The organism is Ligilactobacillus acidipiscis, from assembly GCF_900116935.1.
In the GTDB taxonomy this organism is placed as follows: Bacteria; Bacillota; Bacilli; order Lactobacillales; family Lactobacillaceae; genus Ligilactobacillus; species Ligilactobacillus acidipiscis.
In genome coordinates this window covers 356,517-382,588 of sequence record NZ_LT630287.1, presented here as the reverse complement: position 1 = coordinate 382,588, position 26,072 = coordinate 356,517, and the positions used below count along the sequence as shown (strand labels likewise).

The 26,072-nt window shown below is 38.6% G+C and carries 24 protein-coding genes and 2 pseudogenes; 10 read left to right on the top strand and 16 right to left on the bottom strand.

Features of this window, described 5'->3' with window-relative positions:
* Positions 1-342: 342 nt before the first annotated feature.
* Positions 343-1,653: an IS1380 family transposase gene (locus BQ5903_RS01750; protein ID WP_079578584.1), complete on the bottom strand. Its 1,311-nt coding sequence runs from the start codon at positions 1,651-1,653 to the stop codon at positions 343-345.
* A gap of 318 nt (positions 1,654-1,971) precedes the next feature.
* Here BQ5903_RS01750 and BQ5903_RS01745 point away from each other — a divergent pair, with 318 nt between their 5' ends.
* Positions 1,972-2,418, top strand: a complete 447-nt coding sequence (locus tag BQ5903_RS01745) for a MarR family winged helix-turn-helix transcriptional regulator (protein WP_079578582.1) — start codon at positions 1,972-1,974, stop codon at positions 2,416-2,418.
* Positions 2,408-3,832 carry an MDR family MFS transporter gene (locus BQ5903_RS01740; protein WP_079578580.1) on the top strand — a complete coding sequence of 475 codons (1,425 nt, stop codon included), beginning with the start codon at positions 2,408-2,410 and terminating at the stop codon, positions 3,830-3,832. Before BQ5903_RS01745 ends, BQ5903_RS01740 begins: the two co-directional genes overlap by 11 nt.
* A 158-nt stretch (positions 3,833-3,990) precedes the next feature.
* Here the strand turns inward: BQ5903_RS01740 and BQ5903_RS01735 are convergent, their stop codons facing one another.
* The 9 genes and pseudogenes from BQ5903_RS01735 to BQ5903_RS12145 form a co-directional block, all read right to left on the bottom strand.
* Positions 3,991-5,301, bottom strand: coding sequence for an IS1380 family transposase (locus BQ5903_RS01735; RefSeq protein WP_010499943.1), 1,311 nt, complete (start codon positions 5,299-5,301; stop codon positions 3,991-3,993).
* Between the two features lie 327 nt (positions 5,302-5,628).
* Positions 5,629-6,588, bottom strand: a complete 960-nt coding sequence (locus BQ5903_RS01730; RefSeq protein ID WP_079578578.1) for a hypothetical protein — start codon at positions 6,586-6,588, stop codon at positions 5,629-5,631.
* A gap of 19 nt (positions 6,589-6,607) precedes the next feature.
* The gene (locus tag BQ5903_RS01725; RefSeq protein ID WP_079578576.1) at positions 6,608-8,443 is read right to left on the bottom strand and encodes an ABC transporter ATP-binding protein; all 1,836 of its coding nucleotides are present in this window, start codon (positions 8,441-8,443) and stop codon (positions 6,608-6,610) included.
* A complete protein-coding gene (locus BQ5903_RS01720) occupies positions 8,443-10,179 on the bottom strand; it encodes an ABC transporter ATP-binding protein (protein WP_010494869.1) in 1,737 nt (578 codons plus the stop codon). The genes BQ5903_RS01725 and BQ5903_RS01720 overlap by 1 nt, the downstream gene beginning before the upstream one ends.
* Positions 10,180-10,246: 67 nt before the next feature.
* A complete protein-coding gene (locus BQ5903_RS01715) occupies positions 10,247-10,813 on the bottom strand; it encodes a MarR family winged helix-turn-helix transcriptional regulator (RefSeq protein ID WP_010494872.1) in 567 nt (188 codons plus the stop codon).
* A gap of 400 nt (positions 10,814-11,213) precedes the next feature.
* Positions 11,214-12,347 (bottom strand): annotated as a pseudogene (locus BQ5903_RS01710) (aldehyde dehydrogenase family protein); the annotation flags it as partial.
* A gap of 102 nt (positions 12,348-12,449) precedes the next feature.
* Positions 12,450-13,406, bottom strand: coding sequence for a tyrosine-type recombinase/integrase (locus BQ5903_RS01705; RefSeq protein ID WP_056988154.1), 957 nt, complete (start codon positions 13,404-13,406; stop codon positions 12,450-12,452).
* A 34-nt stretch (positions 13,407-13,440) separates the two neighbouring features.
* The gene (locus BQ5903_RS12405) at positions 13,441-13,572 is read right to left on the bottom strand and encodes a hypothetical protein (RefSeq protein WP_269147257.1); all 132 of its coding nucleotides are present in this window, start codon (positions 13,570-13,572) and stop codon (positions 13,441-13,443) included.
* Positions 13,573-13,684: 112 nt separating this feature from the next.
* Positions 13,685-14,485: an SHOCT domain-containing protein gene (locus BQ5903_RS12145; RefSeq protein ID WP_056988153.1), complete on the bottom strand. Its 801-nt coding sequence runs from the start codon at positions 14,483-14,485 to the stop codon at positions 13,685-13,687.
* A 93-nt stretch (positions 14,486-14,578) separates the two neighbouring features.
* On the opposite strand from BQ5903_RS12145, the gene BQ5903_RS01695 reads away from it, so the two are divergent.
* A complete protein-coding gene (locus BQ5903_RS01695) occupies positions 14,579-15,607 on the top strand; it encodes an IS30 family transposase (RefSeq protein WP_079578572.1) in 1,029 nt (342 codons plus the stop codon).
* A gap of 369 nt (positions 15,608-15,976) precedes the next feature.
* Here the strand turns inward: BQ5903_RS01695 and BQ5903_RS01690 are convergent, their stop codons facing one another.
* From BQ5903_RS01690 to BQ5903_RS01675, 4 genes are all read right to left on the bottom strand, one after another.
* Positions 15,977-16,579: a DUF5067 domain-containing protein gene (locus BQ5903_RS01690; protein WP_079578568.1), complete on the bottom strand. Its 603-nt coding sequence runs from the start codon at positions 16,577-16,579 to the stop codon at positions 15,977-15,979.
* Positions 16,580-16,663: 84 nt separating this feature from the next.
* Positions 16,664-17,059 carry a hypothetical protein gene (locus tag BQ5903_RS01685; protein WP_197684892.1) on the bottom strand — a complete coding sequence of 132 codons (396 nt, stop codon included), beginning with the start codon at positions 17,057-17,059 and terminating at the stop codon, positions 16,664-16,666.
* Complete coding sequence (locus BQ5903_RS01680) at positions 17,056-17,484, bottom strand: ImmA/IrrE family metallo-endopeptidase (protein WP_010494923.1); 429 nt, start codon at positions 17,482-17,484, stop codon at positions 17,056-17,058. Before BQ5903_RS01680 ends, BQ5903_RS01685 begins: the two co-directional genes overlap by 4 nt.
* Entirely contained in the window at positions 17,484-17,834 is a 351-nt protein-coding gene (locus tag BQ5903_RS01675) for a helix-turn-helix transcriptional regulator (protein WP_056988198.1), read from the bottom strand. Before BQ5903_RS01675 ends, BQ5903_RS01680 begins: the two co-directional genes overlap by 1 nt.
* Before the next feature lie 140 nt (positions 17,835-17,974).
* Here BQ5903_RS01675 and BQ5903_RS01670 point away from each other — a divergent pair, with 140 nt between their 5' ends.
* Genes BQ5903_RS01670 through BQ5903_RS01655 form a run of 4 tightly spaced genes read left to right on the top strand, consistent with a single transcriptional unit; the run spans position 17,975 to position 20,069 of the window.
* The gene (locus tag BQ5903_RS01670; RefSeq protein WP_010500147.1) at positions 17,975-18,163 is read left to right on the top strand and encodes a helix-turn-helix transcriptional regulator; all 189 of its coding nucleotides are present in this window, start codon (positions 17,975-17,977) and stop codon (positions 18,161-18,163) included.
* 40 nt (positions 18,164-18,203) lie between these two features.
* Complete coding sequence (locus BQ5903_RS01665) at positions 18,204-18,461, top strand: helix-turn-helix domain-containing protein (protein WP_010500148.1); 258 nt, start codon at positions 18,204-18,206, stop codon at positions 18,459-18,461.
* Positions 18,458-18,931, top strand: coding sequence for a hypothetical protein (locus BQ5903_RS01660; protein WP_079578566.1), 474 nt, complete (start codon positions 18,458-18,460; stop codon positions 18,929-18,931). Before BQ5903_RS01665 ends, BQ5903_RS01660 begins: the two co-directional genes overlap by 4 nt.
* Positions 18,932-18,989: 58 nt before the next feature.
* Entirely contained in the window at positions 18,990-20,069 is a 1,080-nt protein-coding gene (locus BQ5903_RS01655) for an SNF2-related protein (protein WP_231920894.1), read from the top strand.
* Positions 20,070-20,232: 163 nt separating this feature from the next.
* On the opposite strand, the gene BQ5903_RS01650 is transcribed toward BQ5903_RS01655, so the two are convergent.
* Both BQ5903_RS01650 and BQ5903_RS12485 read right to left on the bottom strand, forming a co-directional pair.
* Positions 20,233-20,514, bottom strand: a complete 282-nt coding sequence (locus BQ5903_RS01650) for an aldehyde dehydrogenase family protein (RefSeq protein WP_010494938.1) — start codon at positions 20,512-20,514, stop codon at positions 20,233-20,235.
* Positions 20,515-20,775: 261 nt separating this feature from the next.
* Positions 20,776-21,682: pseudogene (locus BQ5903_RS12485) on the bottom strand (AEC family transporter).
* A gap of 379 nt (positions 21,683-22,061) precedes the next feature.
* Between BQ5903_RS12485 and BQ5903_RS01635 the strand changes: the two are divergent.
* From BQ5903_RS01635 to BQ5903_RS01625, 3 genes are all read left to right on the top strand, one after another.
* Positions 22,062-22,463, top strand: coding sequence for a hypothetical protein (locus BQ5903_RS01635; protein WP_010494941.1), 402 nt, complete (start codon positions 22,062-22,064; stop codon positions 22,461-22,463).
* A gap of 224 nt (positions 22,464-22,687) precedes the next feature.
* Complete coding sequence (locus tag BQ5903_RS01630) at positions 22,688-24,058, top strand: NAD-dependent succinate-semialdehyde dehydrogenase (RefSeq protein WP_010494942.1); 1,371 nt, start codon at positions 22,688-22,690, stop codon at positions 24,056-24,058.
* A gap of 257 nt (positions 24,059-24,315) precedes the next feature.
* On the top strand, positions 24,316-25,944 hold the full coding sequence (locus tag BQ5903_RS01625; RefSeq protein ID WP_079578562.1) for a peptide ABC transporter substrate-binding protein: 1,629 nt from the start codon (positions 24,316-24,318) through the stop codon (positions 25,942-25,944).
* The last annotated feature ends 128 nt before the right edge of the window (positions 25,945-26,072 follow it).

The window sequence follows — 26,072 nt, the reverse complement described above, 5'->3', positions numbered from 1 at the left end:
ATTTTCCAAAATTGTCCTAGTCCTTTTTACTTGCAGCATAACAAGCATATACAGAAAGAACAATTGCTACAATTGAAAGCCAAAATGCCCAAGTTGCCATAATTATTCATCTCCCTATATTGGACTACAGGTTCATGATAACACTTAAAATATATAAAGTTAATATTTTTAGCAAATTATTGATTTCCTGAATTATTCATACTTTTCGTTGCAGTTAAAACTTTGTGCAAAGTTACTTTAGTGTGTAAAAAAAGCAGCTTTTTGTTAGTTTTGTTGTCGGACTGTTTAAAAAAGGACAGACTTCACCCTTTCCCTAAGAAAAACATTTTTTATTTTGTGAGTTCACAGCGGATATATTTTTAGATTTTGAATCTTGAACAGTGTCTGCCAAAATAATTTAGCGAACACATTGGTCTGAGATAAATGGACCCAGACTTGACGCGCATGGTGCGTGACCTTAGCTGCCACATGGAGTAATTTAAAACGGATCGTCCCGACCTGAGCGTGTTTAAGCTTTGTTGGTAAAACTAAGTTCTTCATGGCTTGCAGTATATTATAAGCGACCCCAGCTACCAGCATCCGGAACTCATTGGCCTCAAAACTAGAACTGTCCGTTTTATCAAAGTGAAAGCCACGTTTAACTTCTTTGATCAAGTCTTCCATGGAACCGCGTTGGTGATAGAGGGCAAAGACTTGTGGACCGCTTAATTCTTCCAAGTTGGTCACGATAAACTCATGGTCAAACAGAAAGTTGCCCGCCGGCCGCGTTGATTTAATAATCACACGATAAGGTCGTGACCAACTTTGAGGACAATAGTCTCGCAGGACATGCCATTGGACTTCAGCTTCGGTGAAGTCCTGGTCACCCACTTGGATCAGGTGCTCAGCCCGACTTTGGAGCTGGTAGTTCGCTTTTAAACGAATCACGAACTTAGCCTGCTTTTTATCACACGCATGGTAGATCCCTGGAGCTGCGAAACCAGAATCTCCTCGCACTAAGACATCCAGGGAAGATCCGTCATAGGCCCGTAAGCTCCGTAATAAAAATTTAGTCGCACCTTGGGAAGTATAGCGATTGCCGGGGCGTAATTGAGCATTCAACAAGCAGCCCGATAAAGCATCAAAGGCTAGTAAAGGATGATAACCGTTGGTCTGGTAGTGACCGTTATAAGCACTCTTTTCTTGGTCACCAAACGTATCGGCATGTGTCGAATCTAGATCAAGGATCAGCTGATGTTGATTTAGCTGCCCAAGAACAAAGTGAGCTACCGAGCCGAGCAATGATTTGACTGAAAAGAGCCCAGACGCTGAAATGTGATTGATAAAGCGTGAAAGTGTCGGCTGGGAAGCGACCGCTTGAGACAAGACCAGCTTAAAATCAACGGCGTGTGACAAGGTATTAGCCGACTGATCTTGGCAGTATCCTGCCAGCAATTGCAACAGCAACTGCTTAAATAAATTGTTCAAGGGAAAGGTACAATATTTACGGTCATCTTTAAAATGCAAGTTATCTTCTAAGAGCTGGTCAAAGTGAATTTGGTGCAGAAATTCAGCAATTAATAAAGTTCCGGCATCGTTCGCTAACTCACCACCGTCATTAGAAATGTTGATCTGGTCATTGAATAAAAGTTTTTCATGATGTAAAGTTGACATAAGGAGCACTCCTGTTCTTTGTGGTTTTCATCGACTTTACAATAGCACAGGATGTGCTCTTTTTGTACACCCAACAGGTGAAAAACGAAAAAGATGCGAACTAGCATGACAACAACAAAAAGTAGTCCTTAAGGGAAAAGTATGAATAATTCAGGGATTTTTTTGCGCATTTTCTTTTACAACCTGGTTTTTCAGAAAATCTTGCTTTTGTATTGAGAATAAATGAAAAAAGGTGTATTCTGTTAAATGCTGTTATTTCGCATTAGAAATGTTCGAACTGAAATATATTGAATACAAACTAAATTGAGAAGGAAAACTATGAAAATAAATGAAGATCTGCGTCATCTTACATACTTATTACGCGCAACAAGACAACAAACCAGGAAAATTTTCTATGCACAAGCCATAAAACATGGTCTCACTGAATCGTGGTGCCTGGTATTAGGAGTCTTACATCGCAACGAAAGTTCTTCATTAGGGGATTTGGCAAAAGAGATCCATGTTGGCAACAGTACGACGTCCGGGATCGTCGACCGAATGGTAACCGCTGGACTAGTTACAAAAACCAGACCTGAGAACAATCAGCGTCAATTAGTGATCGCTCTGACTGAAAAAGGCAAAGAAAAATATGAAGTCATCGAACGCGATTATTGGAAAGTCCTAGCCCCATTAACTGACTTTCCAACTGAGAAAACCACACAAATCATTTCAAACCTAGAAGAATTAGAATCAAAATTAGAGGAGATCAGTAACAATGGTAAGTAGCAAAATAGACATTGAAGTGCAAAAACAAAAAATGATGCCTGTCTTAGTGATAGGTACTTTTTTAGGTTTTTTAAACCAAACCTTGATGAATGTGGCATTGCCAAAAATCATGCAAACATTTTCAATCACTGCTTCCCAAGGACAATGGTTATCTAACGGATATATGTTAGTAAATGGTGTGATGGTCCCATTAACTGCCTTTTTGATTCAAAGATTTTCAACACGACAATTATATTTGTCTGCGATGTCCATTTTCGCGGCAGGTACTATTATTGGCGGAATTGCACCATCTTATTCAGTTTTAATTTTTGGTCGCATGATCCAAGCGGCCGGAGCGGGGATCATCGCCCCTCTGATGAATGTTTCTATTATGGACATGTATCCTTTGCATGAAAGAGGAAAAGCGATGGGCTGGGTCGGATTGGCTTTAAACTTTGCTCCAGCGATGGGACCAACTCTATCAGGTTACTTAGTACAAAATCTTAGTTGGCGTTACTTATTTTTCTTAGTTGCTCCTTTGATCATTCTAGATATTATTTTTGCTGCTAAAGTTTTACGAAATTTGACGGAAGCACAAAAATTACCACTAAATTGGGGCGGCGTTCTCCTTTCCAGTGTCGGCCTGGGTTCTTTATTACTTGGATTTAGTAATGCCGGCGACTATGGCGTAGCATCAATGCATGTGATCGGCTACGTCATCATCGGAATTGCAATAGTTAGCGTCTTTGTCTATCAACAAATACATTCTAAAGTTAAGCTGCTTAATTTTAATGTTTTCAAATATCACAATTTCAATGTTTCCGTAACTATTAACATTTTTTTGATGATGGCTCAATATGGTGGGATGTTATTATTACCGCTATATATGCAAAATATTCGGGGATACAGCGCTATGATCTCCGGCTTGGCTCTTCTTCCAGGTGCTCTAGTCACCGCCGTCATGTCACCGATCAGTGGTAACTTGTATGATCGTTATGGTGCTAAATATATGTCAATGATCGGGACAGGGATCTTGTTCGTTGGTACGATCATGTTAAGTCGAGTTTCAATGTCATCAGTATTCGCCTGGGTAGCTCTTTCACAAGCTGTACGACAATTGGGATTATCACTGGTCATCATGCCAATTCAAACGGAAGCTCTAAACTCCTTGCCGCCACAGATCATCCCTGATGGTTCTGCAATGTATACTACGATCCGACAAGTTGCCGGATCATTTGGTACAGCCGTCTTAATTGGGATCATGAGTATTATCCAAAAAAATAAAATTGCAGCTTTAGCAATACACCATTCGATGCACTTTGCTAAAGAAAATGGAGCCTTACAAGCTACACAGCACACATATCTGATTGCTGCTGCCTGTGTTATAGTAAGTTGCCTATTAACGTTAAGATTTAAAACACGTAAAACCGTATAGTTTATCCTGAATTATTCATACTTTTTGTCTTAAATAAAATTTGGCGCAAAATAACCGTGGTCTCAGAAAAAAGCTTTTTTTGTTAGTTTTGCGGTCGTATTGCTTAAAAAAGGGCAGACTTCACCCTTTCCCTAGAAAATATATTTTATTTTGTGAGTTCACAGCGGGTATATTTTAATGTTTTGGATCTTAAACAGTGTCTGCCAGAATAATTTATCAAACACATTGGTCTGGGATAAATGGACCCAGATCTGATGGGCGTGGTGCGTGACCTTAGCTGCCAAATGAAGTAATTTAAAGCGGATGGTCTCGACCTGAGCGTGTTTAAGTTCCGGTGGTAAAACCAAGTTCTTCATGGCTTGGAGTATATTGTAAGCCGTGCCAGCCACCAACATGCGAAACTCATTGGCGTTAAAGCTGGAACTGTCCGTTTTATCAAAATGAAAACCGCGTTTAACTTCTTTGATCAAGTCTTCCATTGAACCACGTTGTTGATAGAGGGCAAAGACTTGCGGACCACTCAATTCTTCCAAGTTGGTCACGATAAACTCATGGTCAAACAGTAAATTTCCCGCTGGCCGAGTTGATCTAATGATCACCCGATAAGGGCGTGGCCAACTTTGGGGACAGTAATCCTGCAGGACATGCCATTGGACTTCAGTTTCGCTGAAGTCGTGGTCGCCCACTTGGATCAAGCGCTCAGCCCGACTTTGGAGTTGGCGGTTCGCTTTCATGCGGATCACGAATTTAGCCTGTTTTTTATCACAGGCACGGTAGATCCCTGGCGCTGCGAAACCAGAATCTCCCCGCACGAGGACATCCAAAGAAGACTGGTCATAGGCCCGTAGGCCCCGTAATAAGAATTTAGTCGCTCCCTGTGAAGTATAGCGATTGCCTGGACGTAATTGGGCATTCAATAAGCAGCCCGATAAAGCATCGAAAGCTAGTAATGGATGATAACCGTTAGTCTGATAATGACCGTTATAAGCACTTTTTTCTTGGTTACCAAATGTATCAGCATGCGTGGAGTCGAGGTCAAGGATCAGCTGATGTTGATTCAGCTGGCCCAGGACTAAGTGCGCCAAAGAGATCATTACAGACTTGACGGAGAAAAGGCCTGTCGCCGAGACGTGATTGATAAAACGTGAGAGCGTCGGTTGGGAAGCGACTGCTTGTTTTAGAGCTAAGTTGAAATCAGCCGCTTGGGCCAAGGTGTTAGCAGACTGATCCTGGGAATACCCCGCTAGTAATTGAAATAACAACTGCTTGAATAAATCGTTCATAGTGAAGGTACAATACTTGCGACCATCTTTGAAACGCAAGTTAGTCTCTAAAAACTGGTCAAAGTGGAGTTGATGGAGAAACTCAGCAAGCAATAAAGTCCCCGCATCGTTCGCTAGCTCACCGCCGTCATTAGAAATTTTGATTTGTTTATTGAATAAAAGCTGTTTATGATGTAAAGTCGACATTAGGAGCACTCCTGTTCTTTGTAGTGTTTAGTCGACTTTACAATAGCACAGGATGTGCTCTTTTTGTACACCCAGCAGGTGAAAAAGAAAAAAGGTCAGCAACAGCACGGCAACAACCAAAAGCAGACCTCAAGGTAAAATTATGAATAATCCAGGTTTATTGTTGTTTCAAAAGTTTATCTTGATAACAAAAAAGAGGTCCAGAAATCGTTTTTTGATTTCTGGGCCTCTTTTTTCTATCTAAATTTGAAACGTCTAAGTGCCAAGATCACACTATAGGTCTGCACCTGATAGTGCTCACTTTCTCCCGTTTCTCTCCACTCTGTTTTATTTTAACAAGTAGATATACAAATGATCGGCTGAAATGCCTATACTAAAGTCAACTCCATTGGAATGGATCGTCTTAGCAGTTGTTTTCGTTGACTTGTTTGTATTCATTTGCTTTTTAAATTGTTTTAAAACCGCTTTTGGATCAGCACCAACAGCTGAAGATAACATAGAAAACTTCAAAATAAAATCACGCGCCTGAGTTTTATTCTTCATGGTCTTTGTTGGCACAACTAATGCTAAAGCATTAACTTTTTCATCTTTGACATTAGCCCGCAGCTGAAAATTCTTTTTCTTTTGCAAATCATGGATCCCATTTTTCGCTTGTGTTGGCAACTGGTCTTTCTTAGCCGTCTCTTGTGCCTGAGCCAATTTAGATTTTAAGACGGCTTGCTTTTGCTGTAACTGTTGTGCTTCTTGTTTTAGTTTTTCTTCCGCCTGCGTTTGTTTCTGCAAATCAACTCCTGCTTGCTGGTCTTGACTTGGGGCAACGTCTTTTTGATCAGCAGCAGCCTGCTTTTGGATCTCTGCTTGCTGTGTTTTTAATTGTTGTGCCTGCTTTTGCATAGACATAACTGCTTTTTGATCTTGGGCAGACAACTTAGTCAGCACAAGTCCCTGATCAAATTTTTGCTTGATCTGAGAATAATTTCCTAAGGGTTGGGTTTTATCGACCCTAACAGTCTCTTTTTTAGAACCAGCTTTTAAGTGCACCGTTTGTGCCTTTTCCTGAACTGGGATCATTACGGTATATGCTGAGCTTTCAGGTTTAACTGTTTTTTTCGTACCATTATTTATTTGATATGTGACCCGCTCTTGGTTAGTCTTCCCTTTGATAACAACTGCCAAACCGTCAGCTTTCAAATGATGAGTTGAGACTGACAATTGATCTTGACCACATCCTGTCAGAAACAATGCAACAGACACAAGCGCTAGTACTAACACACTAATTTTTTTCATAATGCACATTGCCTCCTAACTAAAATGATAAACCACTAGTAAACTGACTATTATATAAGTCAGCGTAAAAGCCGTTTAGTTTCAATAACTCGTCATGGGTACCTGTTTCAACAACAGACCCATGATTCATCACAATAATGTTATCCGCGTTTTGGATAGTAGACAAACGATGAGCAACCACAAAACTAGTCCGTCCCTTTAGCAAACGTTCCATTGCATGTTGAATATGGACTTCCGTTCTTGTATCAACTGAACTTGTAGCTTCATCCAAGATCAAGATCTCTGGATCGGCCAAAAAGGCACGTGCGATCGTGATCAGTTGTCGTTGCCCCTGAGAAACATTGGACCCAGATTCATTTAAGACTGTGTCATAACCATCGGGCAAACGGCAGACAAAATTGTCAACATGAGCAGCTTTGGAAGCATTCATGATTTCTTCATCTGTAGCGTCTTCACGTCCGTATCTAATGTTTTCATAGATTGAGCCTGAAAACAGCCAAGTATCCTGAAGGACCATCGCAAAATGCGAACGAACCTCTTCACGATCGATATCTCTAGTATCACCCCCGTTCAAACGAATATTACCGCCCTTAATATCATAGAAACGTTCTAACAAGTTAATGATAGTTGTCTTACCGGCACCCGTCGGCCCAACGATTGCCACTTCTTGGCCCGGTTTAACTTCCAAATTGTAATCAGTCATCAAAAGATCCTTGCCATCATAACCGAACTTGACATGTTGCAATTCAATCAAATTAGAGGTCGATTCGACTGGACGAGCATCCTTGGTGTCTTTCATTTCCTCCTCATCGATCACTTCAAAGATCCGTTCCGCAGAAGCGATTGTCATCTGAATCGTGTTCATTAAGTTAGCCATTTGAGAAATAGGTTGTGAGAACTGGCTCATATATTGCAAGAAGGCTTGAATGTTACCTAACGTGACAGTTCCGTTAGCAACTTGGATCCCACCAATAATAGCAACAAACACATAACCAATATTATTTAAGAAGATCATCAACGGCATAACGACCCCTGATACGAACTGCGCTTTCCATGATGAGCGATAATAATTGTCATTTTCTTTCTGAAAAGCCTTGATCGTATCATTTTGTTTGTTGAAACTCTTCAAGACTTGTTGACCGGCAAAGTTTTCTTCGACCTGATCATTGATCAAACCTAGGCTCTTTTGTTGTGCAGCAAAATACTTCTGTGATTTTGGAGCAACAAAGCCGACCACGATCAAACTAACAGGAATCGTCACTAGAGCGATCAAAGTCAATTTCCAGCTGATCGAAAACATCATCCACAAAGTTCCGATAAACTGCACGACACTGGTGACAGCCTGCGTTAAGTTTTGTTGTAAGATATTCGCAACGTTATCCATATCATTGACGGCACGGCTCATAATATCACCGTTACTATGAGTATCATAATAGTTGATCGGTAAACGTTCCATCTTGCTTTTCAGATCTTTTCTCATTTTATAAACAGTATTTTGAGAAATGTAAGTCATGATCAACTGTTGCACAAAAGCAAAAATAGCTGCTGCTAAATACATTAAGATCACAATGATAATAATTTGAATGATCTTTTCGTAATTGATCGGCAGGCCATGAATATCTATCCCAGCTTTTTGTTGAGAAGTTCCTTTCATAACGCCCTTGTATATTTCAGTTGTTGCGCGACCTAAAACTTTAGGAGTCCTGATTTGAAAAATCACACTAACGATCGCAAAGATCATTACAAAGATCAAGCCTACTATCCGATTAGACATATAGCCCAACAAACGACTGGTCGTCTTCCAAAAATTTTTAGGTTTACGACGACGTTCGACAGAATGTGACTTTTGAGCCATTAGGCTTCATCTCCCTTCTTGATCTGAGAATTAATGATTTCTTGGTATATCCCATTACTATTTTTCAATTCATCATGAGTTCCTTGACCAACAACTTTTCCTTCATCCAACACCAAAATGTTATCAGCATCTGCAACTGTAGCGATTCGTTCTGCAACAATGATAATAATACTTTGCTGCATATGTTCATCATTTTTTAAAGCCTGACGTAAAACTGAATCAGTCTTAAAATCTAAGGCTGAAAATGAATCATCAAAAACGTAAACCGCAGCCTGTTTGACTAAAGCACGCGCAATCGTCAAACGTTGTCTTTGACCACCGGAATAGTTGTCGCCATTTTGTTCAACATACTGGTCTAAACCTTCTGGAGATTCTTTAACAAAGTCTGTGGCTTGCGCAATACCTAAAGCATGCCAAATTTCTTCATCAGTAGCGTTTGACTTACCAAATCTCATATTTTCACGTAACGTTCCCCTAAAGAGAACCGCTTTTTGCGGAACAAAAGAGACCATGTCACGCAAATCAGCTAAACCATAATGCTTTAAGTCTTGTCCATCCAGGGATATTTCTCCCTTTTCTACATCGTAAAATCGTGGGATCAGGTTGACCAAAGAAGTTTTACCGGAACCAGTACCACCGATGATGCCGACAGTTTGTCCGCTGTCTGCCTTAAAATCAACATTCGTCAAAACTGGTTCTTCAGCATTAGCATAACGATAATCAACATGAGAAAACTCCAACGAATGGTTTCCGTGCGTATTACCAACTTTGACTGGCGTTGTATCTTCTTTCAACGTCGAACGCAGGTCAAAAACCTCTTGAATACGTTTAGCAGAAGCCTGAGCACGTGGGATCATAATAAAGACCATTGAGAGCAACATAAAACTGACTAAAATTTGAGCTGCATATGCCATAAATGAAATCAAATTACCAACAGGCATGGCTTGGGCACCGATCAGCTTAGCTCCAAACCAAACAATTGCCACGTTTGTCCCACTAATGATCAACTGTATAGCTGGGAACGAAAAGGCCATGATGATGTTAACATTGATCGCATTTTGGGTGAAGTCTCGGTTAGCATCTTCAAAACGGTCTTGCTCAAATTTATCACGACGGAAAGCACGGATCACTCGAACCCCTGTTAACCCCTCACGAAAAACACGGTTCAAGCGATCAGTCTTAGTCTGCATCGCTTTAAATTTAGGAACAGCTAAGTATAATAAGATTCCCACAAAAACTAACATGATCGGTAATACCACCAAGAAAATCAGAGTCAAACGGTGGTTTTTGTTATATGCTAAAAAGCTGGCCCCAATCAACATCACGGGTGACATCAGCATCATTCGCAACATCATAATGTACACGTTTTGAATCTGGATCACATCGTTGGTCGTTCTTGTGATCATTGATGATGTTTCGATCTGATCATATTCATCGTTGGACATATTGATGACCTTACCATAGATATCATTACGTAACCTGTGCCCTAACTTCATTGAAGCTTGTGATGCGATAAAAACATTACTTGCTGCAGCAGCAATACTTAATAATGAAAAACCGATCATCTTCATCCCAACATGCCAGATATATTCAATATCACCATTAACAACTCCGTTATTGACAATATCTGACGTCAAACTAGGGATATTCAAGTTAGCAGTAACTTGGACGATCATAAAAAGCACTGCACCAACGACTGCCCAGATCGACATTCGTCCTTTAGCGAGTTTAAACATTCATACTTACCCCTTTCAAAATAACTGCGCTATTAACCACAATTTAAAAAGCACCTGTTTTTTAAATTCATTTATGCTTTTGACAACATTTATTCTTAGTTTCTGTCTCAAAAAATTTTACTGGTAAATCACCATGTGTTTTTTGAAACTGTTTGAACATTTCGAAATGTTTTTGCGGATCCTCATAGAAGCGTTCATTTTTATCACCTTCAGGAAGTTCCTCTTGCATAGCATTACTTAATTTTCCTAACAGTTGACTAAATTGTACTTGCTCTTCTTTAGTCAGCTTATTAAACAAAGCAATGTTATGGGCTTCATCCATCTTTTCAGATACTTTTTTCCCCTTAGCGGTCAAATGGATCATCATGATCCTGCGATCCTCTTGCGCTGGGTGACGTTCTATCAATTCATTTCTTTCGAGTTTGACTAACAATTCGCCCAATGACTGCGGCCTGATAGCTAACAAATAAGTCAAATCTTTTTGCGAAATATCAGGTCTCATTTTTAAAACAGCTAAAATACGCCCTTGACCTTGTAAAAAATTGCCATATTTACCGAGATTTTTATGATGATAGCTAGTATATCGACGAAACAATCTAATAAAAATTAAAAATTGTTCGGTAATTTCGTCCATTAGAAAAGTCCTCCTATAAAAAATTGAGCGCTACAGGACGTAATTTTCCAAAAGTGATTAAAGTTTGTCCCTACTTAGTAAGTAATATCTTGCTAAAATTAATGGAAAATCACGCTCGGTCAGCTCACTAAAACAACAAGGCAAAAATATCCGTAATCAATTTTTCTGAATTTTTGCCAATCTATTATTTAAAATTACTTTGAACATAATACAGGTACCTTAACAATATGTCAACATCTGAAATTCATTTTTTCATAAATCTTCATGAATATTATTTTGCTATTTGTAAAATACATTTTTATTTGAATACACTCTTCTTTTTATCATTCAAAAAAAGAGCAAGTCGCATAAACAAAACAGGTGCGACTTGCTCTTTAGATAATTGGTTTTCTAGTTGGTTTTATTCGTAACGCAGATAACTAACAGTCGTATTCAAATATTCTTCAAATCCATGTTGACCATCGGCACCGCCTAGGCCAGATTGACGCCAACCAGCATGATAGCCAGTGAGAGCTTCTTCAGCTTCACAGTTAACGTAAACTTCACCAATGTTCAAACGATTAGTAAACTCCATGGATTCTTTTAAGTCATCAGTGTATACATATGAAGAAAGACCATATGGGGAGTCATTAGCCCTATCGATGGCTTCATCAATGGTAGCAAACTTAGCTATTGGCAAAACCGGCCCAAAAATTTCGTCTTTCATGATTTGAGAGTCATCATCGACATTAACGATCACAGTCGGTTCATAAAAATTGCCCTCACTTTCAATAATATGACCGCCAGTTAGAACTTTAGCGCCGGCAGCAACGGCATCCTGAACTTTTTGTTCAATAGAATCTAATTGTTTCTTATTAATGATCGGTCCCATATCAGTGTTAGGTGAAGTTGGATCCCCCGTAACGATTTTGCTCATAGTATCTGTGACTTTCTTGACAAATTCATCATAAACTTCGCCTTGTACATAGATCCTTTCTGGGCAAGTGCAGACCTGACCACTGTTTTTGATCCGAGCCATCACAATATACTTCACAGCCTTATCAATATCAGCTTTATTAGTGACAATTGCAGGAGCTTTACCACCTAATTCCAAGTTGACCTTCTTTACATTAGCTGCCGCAGCTTCCATAACTGACTTACCGGCACCTGTACTTCCCGTAATAGAAATTAAATTTATTTGTTGATTTTTAGCAAGTAAATTTCCAATCGAGGATCCTGGGCCACTGATAATTTGAACTAGACCAGCAGGAATATCTGTTTTTTGCAGTAATTCTGCGATTTTAAAGGTTCCTAGCGGGGTCTCACCACTAGGTTTAACAATAATTGAACAACCAGTTACTAAAGCAGGGATCATTTTACGCATTAGAATAAAAATTGGTGCATTCCAAGGAATGATGCCAGCCGTTACTCCGATAGGCTTTTTGATCAGCATAATAGTTTCATGATCAACTTGGTTTTGTAAAACCTCACCCTTATTAGATTGGGCCAGCCCCGTCATATATTTAATATAATTGATAGAATTCTCAACTTCTCCAAGAGCGGCAGAATATAAGGGTAGCGTACTCTATTATTAGATAAGCCTTTATTAAGAGTGATTTGTAAACGTTGATTAAGTTTTTGGCAGACTTTTGGCAGACTAAAAATTTAATAAATTAATTGCATTGGTTACACGAGCTTCACTATCGCTAGTCACATGGGTATATATATTTAAAGTCATCTCAACGGTCTCATGCCCAAGAATTTTTTGAACATCAGTTGGCTTAATATTTGGATTACTCTCAAATAGAATTGAAGCAAACGTATGCCTAAATCCGTGGGTCGTAATATGCCGTAGTGATTTATTCTTATCATAAACTTGCCTTAGCCATCGTGCCGGTTTTGATAGACTAACGTACGTATCCTTATATGTGTGAAAAAGTTTATCAAATTCAGCATTGGCTAGTTTATATTTTCTCAATTCGGTTAATAGGTTGTCTGAAATGGGAACTGTACGTTTACTTTTTGTGCTTTTTGGACTACCTACAATCAATTTGTTATTGAACCCACTCGTCAATGTTTTATTAATATCGATAGTTTTCGTTGTAAAATCAATATCTTTCCAGGTCAACGCAAGAGCCTCAGATCTACGAAGTCCAGTCGAAGCTAACAGGAGAAAGTAAACATATACTCTTTGATTAATATCCTTCGCAGTTGCAAGAAATTCAATCAGCTCTTGCTTATTATAGAAGTTGTGTTCGGTGTCTCTATGAAGACGAGTACTTTTTTTCGGCAATATTACACTTGTGACAGGATTACCTGTTGCAAGGTTCATAGTAACTGCAAAGATATACATACGATTTAAATAATTGTAGATAATTTTAAATTTAACAATTTCTTTTGCTTTTCTATCAACAAGCTGTTGGATGATGGGTGTGGTGATTTCATTTATATAATATTTACCTAGGGTCGGTTTAATATGGTGATCAAAGACTTGCTGAGTTTTATTAGCTGTTGATTCTTTGACACTGATTTTATAGCTCTCAAACCAAAGCTTAAACAATTCTTCAATTGTTATTTCATCGTTAACTTTAGACTGTATGCCCTCAACTTTCATCTTATTAAATACTGCGTTTGCCTCATTATAGGATTTAAAACCACGTCTCTTTGTATTGATTTTTTTTGGTTAGCTTATCTGTACCAAGATAAATATAGAATCCATATAGAGTTTGTCCGTTTTTATTTTGATATTCAAAAATTGCGCTGTTTGTTCGTTTTGCCATTGTCGTAACACCTCCAAAGATGCTAAAATTGAGTATACAAAAAGCATTACAGTGCCTTTTGGGTTAGCCATATCCAACTTCTTGGCGGGAGGGGATATGGCTATTTTTTATGTTATAAACCAAGTAACTGTTTTTTCTTTGCTTCAAATTCATCCTGAGTTATTATGCCATCATCTAGTAAAGATTTAAACGATCTTAATTCGTCTGCTGCAGATACTTTATTTTCTTTAATTGCACTATTTAAGGGATTTCGTAGTTCTGGAATGAGCTTTGTATTGATTATCTGAGTTGCTTTAATAAACAAGTCTTTATTCGCTGCGCCTAATGAAATTGTGTTCGGTGCTTTAGCAGGATCTAAATTGCGATCAGTAGACCAATAATTTTTAGGTGTGTTTTGTAAACCCGGTGCGGAAACAGTAAAATATCCAGACATAAAATGAAAATCAACACTTGTATTTGATACCTGTGTTAAAGGCATGGAGAAGTTACCTTGTCCTATCATGTGACCAGTCATATAACCGGATTTAATGATGTATAATGTCTGATCAGTAACAATTAAAAACTCCTTAAAGTCTCCCTTAAGCATAATTATGATCATTTCACTAGATGGGACCAGTTGAGTAGCTAAATTAATAAGTACGTCTTGATCGGTATTTATAAACAAGCCGGAATTACTATATTTAATTTGATTAATTACCTTATAATTATCGTTATTCGAAGTGATTGAAGATTTTTCAAATTTTGATATAGCATCGTTAAATTTGGAAGTAAAAGTATTTAAGTTATCAGAGTCCAGCAATTCAAACGGAATTAGATCAACGATGTCATTATTAAGTATAATGTGGATTGTGCCTTTAACTGAGAATATTTTAGGATTTAAAAATCTCCCCGATTTAAAATTGAAGTGCAGCACTTGATAACTAGACCAATTAGACTAGCTTAAAAGGCCATGAAGGCCTATTCTTATTATTAACGACAAAATCAACAGATAAGGATAGGTGTCTTCATGACCCAAACTAAGAATATCATGCCTAAGCATTACCAACAACTCCAATCTTTTGAACGCGGTCAAATTGAGTCCCTGACTCGATTAGGATTTGGCGTTCGTCAGATCGCCAGCCGGCTTCACCGGAGTCCCAGCACCATTTCTCGCGAATTAAAACGCGGGTTAACCACCCAGATTGATTCCCAGAAACATCGGTCATATCAGGGCTACTTTGCCGAGCGCGGGGCGGCTTACTATCGAGAACAGCGGGCCAAGTGTCACCCCAAAGGTTTACTGCAGCGGGCTGCCGTGTTCTTCAAGTCCCTGCCGAAAGCTTTAAAAGCTAAGCCACGAGTTTTCAGTGTCGATACGTATGTCCACTATTTCAAAGCTCATTACCCGGGCTTTCCCTGCCCATCAACGGCTACGGTCTATCGGTATATCGAGGCTGGCAAGCTCCCGGAGCTTCACAACTATGATTTACCCATGAAGCTACGTCGCCGCGTTAAACGCCCGAATCACCGACATGCCCGCCTGAATAAAAAACGGCTTGGACAGTCCATTGAAGACCGGCCCGCAGTGGTTCGGAAACGTCAGGAGTTGGGCCATTGGGAAGGCGACTTAGTGAAAGCCAAACGGGTTGAGTCCGAACCAGCTTTAATGACGTTAACCGAGCGAGTTAGCCGGATGGAAATTATCGTTAAATTGCCTGATTACCGGGCAGAGACTTGCCGGCAAGCCCTCCAAGATACGATTGATGATTACGGTGCAGAAAACTTTCGGACGATCACGTTTGACAACGGCTCGGAATTCGCTAGTTTAAATCAGGTTCAAGGAACGGAAATCTACTTTGCCCATCCATATTCTCCCTGGGAACGGGGCACTAATGAGAATGTGAATGGTCAATTAAGAGAGTTCTTCCCAAAGAGGCATTCCTTTAAAAACCTCTCATTAGTGGATCTGCAGTTGGTTCAAGACACGCTGAATCACCGTCCCCGCCGCTGTTTAAGCTATAGTTGTCCAGCGGATGTTATGCCACAACTGGTTTAACTTTCTAGACCAATTATAAGAATAGGCCATTAGTGTTGCACTTAACTTGACAATTGAGGGATTTAAAAATCTTATAGATGGTGTTTGATTTAATGGTATCGTTTTTTCTTCATCGTTTTTGTTTTTATAATATAAGTTATCATCATCAAACCTTAAAAAATAATGTTTACCACATGTGGTGACCTGTTCCATTGTTATTCCTCCAGAATCAGAACCTATTCTGATATAATATATTTGTGTTAATTATCACCAATGCCTCACTCGTGCCAGCGGGTGGGGTGTTTTTTTGTTTTAGACTAGTCAAAAGCAATTAGTTTAGATTCACCATTGGAATTGAATCGTAGCTAGTCACCAGACTTTGGGTGGAGCTTAGTTAACGTTAATTGTTTTAGTCCCAATGGTAGTAAAATCTTCGTTAGAAAATTCAATAGTAACCGGTGTGTCATTAACAAGCTTAAACATCATAACTGTTTCAACTGTTTTGCCAGGTAATAAGCTGTTATTTAGGTTATCTTCTTGAGCTTGTAGTGGATTATTGCCATTTCCATCCAAAGCTAATGTTCCTGGGTCTAAATTAACATTTGACGTATCTGTCTTTTGTTTAGCGTGGATAACCATGTAAAAATTGGATGGATCTTGTTCTTCGTCCGAATTATTCTTGATTGTGTTGTAAATAACTAATACCTTCTCACCATCTTCAATACCATCACGGATTTCAGACTTGGTAAGCGTCATGGTCTCCATTCCTGCATAAAAGACATTGTCATTGTAGAACCACTCTTTATCAGGCGATGTAGGAATCTTGACGGGCTCGCTACTGGACTTCTTGGTTGATTGTTTAGTAGATTTCTTACTTTCTACTTTTAAAACTTTTTCAGCGCTGTCCTTTGACGATCCTCTATCATTACTACATGCAGACAATAGTAGTGCAGCGGATAGCATTGTCCCAACTAGTAAAATGGTCCTTTTCATTACATATTCCTCCATTACCAGAATTCTGGTATACTTTATTTGTTATTAGAGTTACCCAAGTCACCCGTTGCCGCGGTGGCTTTTTTATTTTTTCTTTGCAAAAAATGCGATTAATGCAATTACAGCCGCTATGATCAGGGCAGCCTTCCAATATGCTATTACCGCAGCGATTATCAAAATTCCAACGCCAATAGATATTGCAATGTTCTTGCTCGAAGAATCGGTGCTGCCAGCTGATTTAGTTTGAGTCTTTTTTTTATGAGAACCAGTACTTGTCTTCACTAAATCTCCAACTCCAAAGGTTGTCCTGTGATAAATTGCATTTTTGACTGATTTTTCGGGATTCTTAATGAATCCCATTCCTTTTTTTCCGTACAAAGGATTTACCGCACTCTTTACTTGTCGTTTCAATTTACCTGTTGTTCGTGCTTTAATGGATCTCTTTAAACTCGGCGTTCTAAGTCCTACTTTCATTTTCATTCCCCAATCTTATAAAAATTTCTGGTTTCTTTGATGACGTAGTCTCTCAAATATTGTGGTATAGCATATGCGTCAATAAACTGATCTATGTCAGCAGATTCAGGTTCTATTTCAGCAAAGTGGTATGGAACTAACAACTCTATTCCACCAATATTGGCTTTATACTCAACGCCGTATTTACCCTTGTATGTAGTGTGATAGTACAACTTTGACTGTGTATCATCGCCATTGGTAACATGAGTGATTTCGTGAGCCAATTGAAATGGTAATTCTTTTTCGTTTGGCCAGTTCATGTTTATTATTACAAGTTTTTCTTCTGGATATGCAGTCGAAGGAGAATCGGGAGTTAGTTCACGAGTTAGCTCATAGCCGATTTTTTTGTCCCAAGCATAATTTAAAAGATAATCAAATGCATCATTGTTCATTACTTATCTCGTCTACTTTCTAGGATGCGTTTTATTACGTCCAAATCCTCGTCTGAAATCTTTTTTCCCTGATAAGTAAATAGTGCGTTTTTGTCAAATACATCATCAAGGCTAACTTCTTGATCATGTTTTTCCGTATCGTTTTCTTTTGGGAAAAAATAGTTTATTGATACGTTGAAAATTTTTCCTAATTGAAATAATGTATCTTGGTTTGTTTTTCTGTCGCCAGTTTCGTACCGACTAATTGTTTGCCTTGTTGTATCTAATTTGTCAGCTAATTCGTCCTGAGTCATCGAATGAGATTCACGTAAGTGTTTAATTTTTTGACCTACAAAAATATTTAAGTTCATTTTTTTTCTCCTACTAAATAACCACAAAAATAGAATAACACAAAAATTACCTTTTTGGAACTATTTTGTTAAAAAAGTTATTTTTTTGTTTACATGTTACCGAAACGGTTCTATGATTATTTTCGTTGGGAGGTGAGACAATGCAAAGTAAATTACTAGTTTTAAGAAGTGAAAATCATATTTCGCAAAAACAGATGGCTGCAATCATTGGTGTTGTGGATAAAACATATCGCGAGAAAGAAAATGGAACTAGACCATTTAACTCTGACGAAATGTGGGCGATATCTAACTTCTTCAAACTACCAATGGACAAAATTTTTTGCCCATAAGGTACCAAAATGGTAACAAAGAGCGAAAGGAGGTGATTAGATGACTTTAACTGAAGAGGAAAAGCAGTTCATCGAAAAAAAGCTAAAGATTATCGTTGAAGAAAAGCTAAAGATTATCGCTCGGCCCCAAGAAGGATTCAATGTCACCGGGGCATACGAGTATGTAGGCGTTGGCCCAACAACGTTCTGGAAATGGAGAAAGAAAGGTTTGATCAAGCCAGTGTTTATAGATGGAATTCAGCTTTTTAGAAAAAAAGACTTGGACAGGTTACTTAGTGGAGAGGGAGGAGAGAGGTGAATGAACGTCTTAAAAGATTTTTTTCAAGTAGGAACAGGAAAAGAGGGTCTGCTGTACCTGGTCTTCTCAATAGTAGCCACGTTACTGCTATTTATGGGGGCGAGCGCACTAATCTTACTTGGTTCGCTGATTTAGGGCAAAAAAACAGCCACACCTGCAACGCAATTACAGGATGTGGCAACAAATTATTCAAAATACATCTTAAGGATAGCATGGAGAGGACAAAAGGTAAATTTGTTATCAAAACCCAAGGGGGTTCTCCTGGAACACCAATCGGTACGCCTGATGTAATAACTATTACAAAAAGTGGCCAGTTTCTAGGATTAGAGTTTAAGCGGCCAGACGGTAAGGGTGTGGTCAGTCCGGAGCAAAAAGCAGTTGGTTATCAAATAAAACAGAATGGAGGCCGATGGCAAATAATCGACTCCTGGGAGCGTTTTGAGGAGGTGTGGCATACTGACAGAATTTAAACTTTATCACGCACAAGAAGTTCAACTAGCCAAGTCTCAGCCTACTTATTACTACGTTATGAAAATGGGAACTGGCAAGACTGTTATGGGCTTATCTCATGTTAAAAAATGGTTTCCATCCAGCGATGTCTTGGTGATAGCACCAAAGCAAGTAGTTAAAGCAAAAAGCTGGGAACAGGATGCCGAATTGGTTGGGCTTAAAAACAATCTACGAGTAATCACGACGGATGGTGTAAAAAAACTGACTAACGGTGATGTTACACACAAATTTGTCATTGTAGACGAAGCACATAAATTCAAAAACAAATCTGCGCGATCCAACCAATTATTGAAGTTACTGAAGTTTGCCAGAGGCTTCATATTTCTGTCCGGCACACCAACTAATGGCAAATTTGACGACCTCGAGATGTATTCCTTGTACTTTGGTCACGTTCGAACACATACGCAATTTAAAAACTTGTATAAAGTAGTTGAAGCACCATATTGGAGCAAATATCCAATCTGGAGAGTTGGGAAAAACACGGACCGTTTATCAAGCTGGTTTAAATCAATAACTAGTGATGTAGTAACACTAGATGATATTAAAGAGTTGCCACCTATATACGAAAGTGTTGTTGACTTTAACGCTGACAGCAATTATCGAAAAACCCGGATGTCTTACTCAAAAGACGACAAAATTATTTTTAATAATCATGTAGAGCGGAGAATTTACCAACGCCAAAACCAAAACAACAAAGCCAAAGTCGAATGGTTAAAAGAATTGGCTGAGGAATATGCACAAGATAAGGCGATTATCTTTTATAACTTTAATACTGAGCGCGACCTATTAGACCAGACTCTAAAGGACTACAAGGTGGGACATGTCAACGGCAACGAATACAATCCTAAAGGTGATTTTGTCCTGATTCAAATATCCAGCGGTGCGGGTCTTACACTTAACGATTTTAAGCATGCCGTTTGGTGGTCTTTACCAGATAGTTTCATTGACTTTGACCAGTCAAAGTACCGCAATTACCGAATTGGCCAAGAAAGTAAAATTACGCGTGATTATCTGATTGTACATGGCACTATTGATGACCAAATAAAATACGCTCTTGACCAAAAGAAAGATTTTAACGAGGAAATGTTCGATGACTAATAAAAAAATACATATGAGCCCAACGCGAGCGTTCAAATTTCGACAGAATCCGCTACGAGCCTTACCGGATTATTTGGGCGAAAGTGACTGGTACGAATCGGATGATCCAAGCGCTCTGCTGTATGGCACGATTGTCCACAATATTGCTGAAGATAGGGACATGTTAGATGGCTTTACCCTGTTCTTGTTGATAGATCCTAGCAATTTCTTCCTTATTTTGCTCTAATCGAGCAGCTAACTGCAACACAATATCTGCGCGCTTGACCCGGTTGACGGCTGCCCAAGACTTTTGTGCTTGAACCGCACCAGCAACAGCATCCTTGACATCTTGTTCATTACCCTTTGCAACTTCACCGATTAGCTTATTGTTAGCCGGATTCAAAACTTCAATGGTCTCGTTTGAGTGACTTTCGACAAATTTACCATCAATAAACTGTTTAGACATACTCAAAATTCCTCCTTTGAAATAAACAGCGGAGAAAAGCCGGGGGTAACGATCGGTATCCGCAATCAAGTAAGATACGCAACACATAACTCCACTAACTTAACTTTTAAAAAAACTGCTAATGCTTCCGCTTTTCTCCTAGATAATAAAACTATCACTTTTATCTAGCGTCAGTGTCCAATAATGTTGCTAAACTGTCAAACAAAATGCTGTTAAATAACCCGCGAAGATCTTAACTAACCTTGAGATAAATTATTTGTTTTAAAAAACTGCTTTTGCAATCAAATAAATAATCGGTAAAACAAAAATAAACAGGACCGTTGTTAACACAACTAAATCATTTCCCAGCTTCGCATTTGCGCCCTTTTGCGCAGCCAAAACCGGTAAAATCGCCATCGTCGGGGTAGCTGATTGAACTAGACAAACCTGACTGTCCATTGACGTTACTAAACCAGGGAATAAATGCCTTGTTGCTATAATTGTGACATACATCAATAAGGGCCCCAGAATAAATCTGCCAATTATCCCCAAAATCTTAGCTTTGTTGAGTTGCAAGCTCCTTAATAAGCCTGCACTATAAAGCATCATCCCACTATATAACAGTGCCAAAGGAGTAACTAATGCCCCTAATAGCTGAGTAGTATTCATCACAAATAATGGCATACTAAGGGCCCACTGCAACCACAACAAAACTAACTAAAAAAGCTAATAACGGCGGTGATTTAAGCAGTGCCAACAAATTAAACTTTTCTATTTTACTCTTGTGATCTACATATCGTTTACGTGGTTCGATAAAATATTGTCCAAATGACCAAATAGAAACATTATTAGTCAGAAAATAGACTAAGAAACTCGCTAAACCTGCTTGACCAAATAAAATATTATTAATGGCTAAGCCAATAAATGTTGTATTGGGGTTAACACTAGCATTAATGAATACCCCGCGATCTCCTTCTTCAAAAAGCGGTAAACGGGTGAGTAACCAACTTACCAGATAATTTAATAGTGTTGCCGCTATTGGGACCAATACTTTTTGAAATAAGGTCAATAAACCGTTCTGAGAAATATTCGTCAAAACTGAATAAAATATAATTGCAGGTAAACTGATCAAAGTGATGACCTTGGAAACATCCATCGAAAAATAGTCCGTCACCAAATTCAAACGCATTAATAGAAAACCAACTATCATAATGATCAATAAGACGACCACGCTTTGTAAAGCTTCAATGATCAATGACACAATTTTTCCAACTCCTATCGTCAAATTCGTTTTCTAGGTTATACCAAAACAGCTATATCTTCAACGCCAAGAACTTGATCAAAAAAACTATGATTTTTACACCCCCATAATTTCTTCTTTTAATAAAGTAAAAAATTCAACTTTTATTTTTGAAACTTTAAAATAGCTATATATGCCTAAATATGATATATTTAAATGTAGTAAGCGGATTCAAACACAGTATAAATTTTTCTGCATTACTTCATTTTCACTTGCCAGTTTAATTGTTTAATTAATATTTAAATTATAAAGAAAAGAAGTGATCAATATGAGAGAGGCTGTTCAAAGCATTAAAAATATGCAAACAGAATTGGAGCGGATCCAATCTAAATTAGAGAGACTGAGCAGTACTTTAAAATTCGAACAACGGTCTTTAAATGCTCCCTTAGAAAAGATCACGTCAGATTTAGATTCAATGCTGGATTTAGGATACGATATTCTTTTGATAGAGCAAGGTGACTATTCAGCTGCAGTCAATGATCTAACTTTTACAGATCAATTTATTGATTTGATCATCTCTCACCTGATGCACTTGCAAAAGGGCGCTAAAGTTCGGCTGACACGCCAACAAGATGATATGATCAGCAACATCAATAAGCAATTGATGCATGTCCAAGGATCCTTAATGATCGTCTTAAATAACTTTAACAAAAACGCTGAAAACAACTAAGTAAGCTGCCTTTAAATACTTTTTTCTGCATGACCCAGATAAAAAAGCACTTTTAACAAAAATAGAATTAGCATTTTCCACATCAACAATAACTCTACAATTTACGTGATCTATAGAACAGAACGTAATTATTGAGAGTTATTTTTTGCATCTTAATATGATCATGTTATATTAGGTTAGAAAACGGTTTATTTGTAGTCGTTAAAAATAAGGAGTGAGAATTTATGGCTTATAAAACAACTTATCCATTTACAGGTGAAGTTCTCAAGAAATATGACAACGCAACTGACGCTGACTTAGAGCAAGCCTTAGAAACCGGTCATCAACTCTATCAAACTTGGCGTAATTCACCTGTGGCTGAGCGTGCACAAGATTTACAAAAAATCGCCGATCTAATGAAAGACAGAAAAGAAGATTTAGCTAAAGCCATGACTTACGACATGGGCAAACTTTTAACTGAAGCACAAGGTGAAGTTGATCTTTGTATTGGCATCGTAGAGTACTATGCTAAAAATGGCGAAAAATTCATGGCATCAGTTCCAGTAGAAAGCCCTGCCGGTCGCGCCTACTATGCAAAACAGTCAACTGGTGTGATCGTTGCGGTAGAACCGTGGAACTTTCCTCTTTACCAGGTAGTTCGTGTATTTGCGCCAAATTTTATCGTTGGTAACCCAATGATCTTAAAACATGCTTCGATCTGTGCGACCTCTGCACAAAAATTTGCAGACCTGACACTAGATGCTGGAGCTCCTAAGGGTGCTTTAACCAACTTATTTATCAGCTATGATCAAGTAAGTAAAGCCATTCACGATCCGCGTGTCGCCGGAGTCTGCTTGACAGGCTCAGAACGCGGCGGTGCTGCAGTTGCTAAGGAAGCTGGAACTGCTTTAAAGAAATCAACTTTAGAACTTGGCGGTAACGATGCATTTATCGTTTTAGATGATGCTGATTTTGATGAAGTCAAAAAGGTTTCTCCTGGTGCACGTCTGTACAACGCAGGTCAGGTCTGCACCTCTTCTAAACGTTTTATCGTTATGGCAGACAAATATGACGACTTTGTGGAAAACTTGAAAGATGCATTTTCTAAGGCCAAAATTGGTGATCCAATGGATCCAGAAACCGTAGTTGCTCCACTTTCTTCCAAGAGCGCACAAGAGAAACTGCAAAAGCAAGTGGATTCAGCAATTGCAGGCGGCGCTACATTAGTCTATGGTAATGAACCGATCAACGGCGAAGGATTCTTCTTCCAACCAACAATTTTAACTAATATCAGTAAGGACAATCCCGTTTACAATCAAGAAATGTTTGGCCCAGTTGCTGTTGTCTACAAAGTTGATTCCGAACAAGAAGCAATTGATCTTGCAAATGACTCTAGTTACGGACTTGGTAACACGATCTTCTCAAGTAATCGTGAGCATGCACAAGCCGTTGCTGAAAAAATCGAAACAGGTATGTCATTCATTAATTCAGGGTGGACATCACTTCCTGAATTACCTTTCGGCGGGGTCAAGAACTCTGGTTACGGTCGTGAATTAAGCGAATTAGGCTTTGATGCATTCGTTAACCAGCACTTAGTTTTCGAACCTAATAATTAATAAAAGTCATTTATTCTCAATCGTTGCTAATAATAAAAATGGATACTGTCCAGTTATCAGACGGACAGTATCCATTTTTTACGTTTTATTTATTATAACAATAACACTATTTTTCAATAGTATCAGGCTCTTGAAATAGCTGATATTGAAAATGATATTTATTTAATTATTTTAATTTACATCTTAATTTTTGTCATTTTTCTAACATAGAATATAATTTAAGTAATGGTTTTATTTTAAAGAAAAGGAAGATGGCTATGACAGCTAAAAAAACAGTGTCTATTGCAGCTACTCTGATCGCGATCAGTCTTTCACTTGCAGCATGCAGTTCGAAGTCAGGCAGTAAAAATGACCAGCAAGTTCTCAATTGGAGCGAAGCAACCGAACTTTCATCCATAGACCCTTCCAAAGCAACCGATTCTGAAAGTTTCGATATGTTAGGAAATTCAATGGAAGGTCTGTATCGCTTGGGAAAGAACTCGAAAGTAGAACCCGGGATCGCCCGCTCGACAAAAATCAGCAAGAATAAACTACACTATACATTTACTCTCCGTAAAGGAGCTAAATGGAGCAATGGCGATGAGGTCACGGCTAAAGATTTCGTTTACTCGTGGAAAAGAACAATCGATCCTAAAACCGGCTCCTCTTATTCATACTTATTTGACGGCGTGGCCAATTCTAACGATATTATCAATGGCAAAAAATCCCCAACAACATTAGGGATCAAGGCTGATGGCAAGTATAAACTGAGTGTCACTTTAGATAAACAAGTCCCATACTTTAAATTATTAATGGGCTTCCCAGTTTTCTTCCCACAAAACGAAAAAACTGTTAAAAAATACGGGTCAAACTACGGAACAGAATCAAAATATATGGTCTACAATGGTCCATTTGTCATGAAAAACTGGACAGGTTCTAATCTCAGCTGGAAGTTCAAGAAAAATAATGATTACTGGGATAAGAAAAACGTTAAATTGTCCGGTATTAATTTCAAAGTCAATAAGAGTCCTTCAACTGCCTATAACCTCTACCAGTCTGGTAAGAGCGATATGTCGCAGCTAAGTACCGAACAGGCACGTCAACTAAATAAAAAGCCTGGTTTCACTGTTGAAAAGAGTGGGCAAATGACTTATCTTGAATTTAATCAGAAACAGGCTGCCTTCAAAAATACTAAGATCCGTCAGGCTCTCTCTTTAGCAATCAACCGTAAACAGTTAGCCGGTAAAATCATGGGTGAAGGCACAGAAATTCCAACTGGGATCGTTCCAAACGGTTTAGCTAAAAATAATGGTACCGACTTTTCCAAAGAAGCTAAGACCGATGATCTACGTTACAGCGAAAGTGAAGCAAAACGCCTGTTTAATGAAGGATTAGCGGAAATTGGACAATCCAAACTACGTTTCACTCTTTTAGGTGCTGATACGGATCAAAGTAAAGATGTCACTGCATATATCCAAAGTCAGCTTGAACAACACTTAGGTTCTGACAAAATCAGAGTCGATGTTTCAAACGTTCCTTTGAAGACCCGCCTGTCGCGTTCACGTGCCGGAAACTTTGATGTAGTTGCAGCCAACTGGGTTGCCGATTACACAGACCCGATCTCATTTATGGAACTCTTTACCACCGGCAATGAGTATAACGATGGTTCATGGTCCAATTCCCAGTATGATGAGTTGATCAAAGCAGCTAAGACTACTGATGCAGCAGATCCCGATAAACGCTGGAATGATATGGTCAAAGCTTCCAAAATATTGAGCAAGGATATGGGTGTTTCGCCTTTGTATCAACAAAATTCACCAGAAATGATCAGGCCAAAAGTCAAGGGACTGATCGTCAACTCTGCTGGCGTTATGTATAACTATAAAAATGTTCATATAGAGGAATGATCAATAAGTAAGCTAACTAATTATTTTCGCTCATCCTTTTCTCGCATTATCAAAAAAGCTGGCAGTTTCAATCTTGAAAAAGATAGGAACTGCTAGCTTTTTTAGTTCAATTATAATAAAATACCTCT

Bases quoted from the DNA above. Each gene is read 5' to 3' on its own strand.
- BQ5903_RS01635 (WP_010494941.1), top strand. From the start codon at position 22,062: ATGAGAGAGGCTGTTCAAAGCATTAAAAATATGCAAACAGAATTGGAG.
- BQ5903_RS01680 (WP_010494923.1), bottom strand. From the start codon at position 17,484: ATGAACAATGATGCATTTGATTATCTTTTAAATTATGCTTGGGACAAA.
- BQ5903_RS01715 (WP_010494872.1), bottom strand. From the start codon at position 10,813: ATGGACGAAATTACCGAACAATTTTTAATTTTTATTAGATTGTTTCGT.
- BQ5903_RS01655 (WP_231920894.1), top strand. From the start codon at position 18,990: ATGAAAATGGGAACTGGCAAGACTGTTATGGGCTTATCTCATGTTAAA.
- BQ5903_RS01625 (WP_079578562.1), top strand. From the start codon at position 24,316: ATGACAGCTAAAAAAACAGTGTCTATTGCAGCTACTCTGATCGCGATC.
- BQ5903_RS01725 (WP_079578576.1), bottom strand. From the start codon at position 8,443: ATGGCTCAAAAGTCACATTCTGTCGAACGTCGTCGTAAACCTAAAAAT.
- BQ5903_RS01665 (WP_010500148.1), top strand. From the start codon at position 18,204: ATGACTTTAACTGAAGAGGAAAAGCAGTTCATCGAAAAAAAGCTAAAG.
- BQ5903_RS01730 (WP_079578578.1), bottom strand. From the start codon at position 6,588: ATGAAAAAAATTAGTGTGTTAGTACTAGCGCTTGTGTCTGTTGCATTG.
- BQ5903_RS01695 (WP_079578572.1), top strand. From the start codon at position 14,579: ATGACCCAAACTAAGAATATCATGCCTAAGCATTACCAACAACTCCAA.
- BQ5903_RS01705 (WP_056988154.1), bottom strand. From the start codon at position 13,406: ATGAAAGTTGAGGGCATACAGTCTAAAGTTAACGATGAAATAACAATT.
- BQ5903_RS01750 (WP_079578584.1), bottom strand. From the start codon at position 1,653: ATGTCAACTTTACATCATGAAAAACTTTTATTCAATGACCAGATCAAC.
- BQ5903_RS01735 (WP_010499943.1), bottom strand. From the start codon at position 5,301: ATGTCGACTTTACATCATAAACAGCTTTTATTCAATAAACAAATCAAA.
- BQ5903_RS01690 (WP_079578568.1), bottom strand. From the start codon at position 16,579: ATGAAAAGGACCATTTTACTAGTTGGGACAATGCTATCCGCTGCACTA.
- BQ5903_RS01720 (WP_010494869.1), bottom strand. From the start codon at position 10,179: ATGTTTAAACTCGCTAAAGGACGAATGTCGATCTGGGCAGTCGTTGGT.
- BQ5903_RS01670 (WP_010500147.1), top strand. From the start codon at position 17,975: ATGCAAAGTAAATTACTAGTTTTAAGAAGTGAAAATCATATTTCGCAA.
- BQ5903_RS01675 (WP_056988198.1), bottom strand. From the start codon at position 17,834: ATGAACTTAAATATTTTTGTAGGTCAAAAAATTAAACACTTACGTGAA.
- BQ5903_RS01685 (WP_197684892.1), bottom strand. From the start codon at position 17,059: ATGAAAATGAAAGTAGGACTTAGAACGCCGAGTTTAAAGAGATCCATT.
- BQ5903_RS01650 (WP_010494938.1), bottom strand. From the start codon at position 20,514: ATGTCTAAACAGTTTATTGATGGTAAATTTGTCGAAAGTCACTCAAAC.
- BQ5903_RS01740 (WP_079578580.1), top strand. From the start codon at position 2,408: ATGGTAAGTAGCAAAATAGACATTGAAGTGCAAAAACAAAAAATGATG.
- BQ5903_RS12405 (WP_269147257.1), bottom strand. From the start codon at position 13,572: ATGGCAAAACGAACAAACAGCGCAATTTTTGAATATCAAAATAAAAAC.
- BQ5903_RS01630 (WP_010494942.1), top strand. From the start codon at position 22,688: ATGGCTTATAAAACAACTTATCCATTTACAGGTGAAGTTCTCAAGAAA.
- BQ5903_RS01745 (WP_079578582.1), top strand. From the start codon at position 1,972: ATGAAAATAAATGAAGATCTGCGTCATCTTACATACTTATTACGCGCA.